Annotated in this window: 3 protein-coding genes; 1 reads left to right on the top strand and 2 read right to left on the bottom strand. The window is 62.3% G+C overall.

Annotation, left to right across the window (positions count from 1 at the left end; translation table 11 throughout):
• Positions 1–11 precede the first annotated feature (11 nt).
• Together EN914_RS32995 and EN914_RS32990 are read right to left on the bottom strand one after the other, a co-directional pair.
• Entirely contained in the window at positions 12–326 is a 315-nt protein-coding gene (locus EN914_RS32995; protein ID WP_013528358.1) for a MocE family 2Fe-2S type ferredoxin, read from the bottom strand.
• An 88-nt stretch (positions 327–414) separates the two neighbouring features.
• Positions 415–1,506, bottom strand: a complete 1,092-nt coding sequence (locus EN914_RS32990; protein WP_024502008.1) for a fatty acid desaturase family protein — start codon at positions 1,504–1,506, stop codon at positions 415–417.
• A 170-nt stretch (positions 1,507–1,676) separates the two neighbouring features.
• Here EN914_RS32990 and EN914_RS32985 point away from each other — a divergent pair.
• A partial coding sequence (locus EN914_RS32985) for a LacI family DNA-binding transcriptional regulator (RefSeq protein WP_127389567.1) occupies positions 1,677–2,162 on the top strand: 486 nt, incomplete at its 3' end.

Raw genomic sequence — 2,162 nt, 5'->3', positions numbered from 1 at the left:
CGCCATATCGGTCATCCGATCTGGATCAGGACTTTGCCGGCATCGACCTTGACCGGATAGGTCTTGAGATTGATGCAGACCGGGGCGCCGCGGGCGTCACCCGTCTTGTAGTTGAAGCGCCCATTGTGCTTGGGGCATTCGATGATGTCATCCATCACCAGCCCGTCGGCCAGGTGCACCTTTTCATGCGTGCAAAGGCCGTCGGTGGCGAAGAACTCGTCGTCGGGGCTGCGATAGATGGCGAAGGTGCGGCCGCCATGGTCGAAGCGCATCACATCCTCCTCGTCTATGTCGCCGGTGGCGCAGGCCTCGACCCAGTCGCTCATTCAAGTCCTCCCAAAAGCAAAAAAGTGCGCAGCGGTTTTCCGTCCGGAATTGCGTTAAATAAACAGTCTGGATCGGATGGAAGCACGATCATTCCGCCGCGGCGGCGATAGTGTCGTTGTGGAATTCCTCGCGATATGGCCGTGCGGTCGGCGGCAGCTCGCGCTTGAGGAAATAGTCCTCGTTGCGCAGCTGGCGCAGGAAGACCGGGATCATCTCGCGGTAGCCGGCCAGGATCGACGGTGTCGGTTCCGGCAGATCGTGCTTGATCAGTTCGTGCAGCCTCGGCAGCGCATGATAGGGCACCATCGGAAACATGTGATGCTCGACATGGTAGTTCATGTTCCAGTAGATGAACCGACTGATCGGGTTCATGTAGACGGTGCGGCTGTTGAGCCTGTGGTCGGTGACATTGTCGGCCAGGCCGCCATGCTGCAGCAGCCCGACCATGACATGGTGCCAGGCGCCGTAGAGCCTAGGCAGGCCGACCAGCATCAGCGGCAGGAACGAACCGGTGTAGAGCGCCAGCCCGACGGTGGCGGCATAGATCGCCGTCCAGATGCGGGCGACGCGGATCGCCTTGGGCTGTTCCTGTTCTGGAATGAAGGTCTTTTCGGCGGCGCTGACGGTGCCGGCGGCGTTGCGCAGCATATCGCTCATCGCATGCCAGGCGTCGAGCACGCCGACGAAGCCCAGCATGGCGCGAACCAGATCCGGCGGCCGCATCACCGAGATTTCCGGGTCGCGGCCGACGATGATGGTGTCGGTGTGGTGGCGCGTGTGGCTCCAGCGCCAGGTCACCGGATTGCGCATGATCATGAAGCAGGCGATCTGATAGACCGCATCGTTCATCCATTGCGTGCGGAAGGCGGTGCCGTGACCGCATTCGTGCCAGCGTGAATCCGTCGAGGAGCCGTAGAGCACGCCATAGACGAAGAAGAACGGCACGCACCACCATGTGCCCCAGAGCCAGGCGCCGCCGGCGCCACTGACGATCAGGGCGGCGAACCAGATCGCGGTATCGCGGATCGCCGGCCCGTCGGAGCGCTGCATCAGCTCCTTCATCTGCTTGCGCGGTATGTCGGTGTGATACCACTCGGCCGCCGACAGGCCGGTCTCGACGGCGAGCTTGGCGTCGCGGCCGATCAGGCTGTAATCACGCCGGGACGGCGCAGTGGACATGATTGCCTCCCTCGGCAAAGGCATCCGCCAGAGCGAATGCCATGAAATCCCTTGGCTTCAGGCGTCAAAGTAACGCCGACCGATGATAGACTCAACATCATAAAGATAGTTTCTATCATTTCCCATCAGGATGATGTACGAAGGGCTCGAGCAAACCCGACGAGGCAAGCATGGTGAAGCGGCCGACAATATCCGATCTGGCGCGCATCTCGGGCGTCAGTGTCGCCACCGTCGACCGCGTGCTGAACAACCGGCTGCCGGTGCGCGAAGAGACAGCGCGCCGCGTCTACGAGACCGCTACCGACATCGGCTACCACGCCGCCGGCCTTATCAAGCAGCGCATGCGCCAGGAGTTGCCGGAGTACCGCCTGGGCTTCCTGCTGCTGCGGGGCAATGATGCCTTCTACGGTGACTTCGCGCGGGAACTCGAACTGGCCATCTCGCAATCGCAGCGCTTCCGCGGCGTTGCGAGCATCGATTTCGCCAGCTCCCTGGCTCCCGACGAGATCGCCTTGCAGATGCGCAGGCTGGCGGCGAAATCGAGGGCCATCGCCGTGGTCGGTCCGGACCATCCGACCCTGACAGCGGTCGTGGAAACCTTGAAGGCGAGAGGGCAGCCGGTCTTTTCGGTGCTGTCCGATTTTGCCGCCGGCATC

The organism is Mesorhizobium sp. M7A.F.Ca.CA.001.08.2.1 (genome assembly GCF_003998455.1).
Classification (GTDB): Bacteria; Pseudomonadota; Alphaproteobacteria; order Rhizobiales; family Rhizobiaceae; genus Mesorhizobium; species Mesorhizobium ciceri.
The sequence above is the reverse complement of the archived record's forward strand: the minus strand, read 5'-3'. Positions and strand labels throughout refer to the sequence as shown.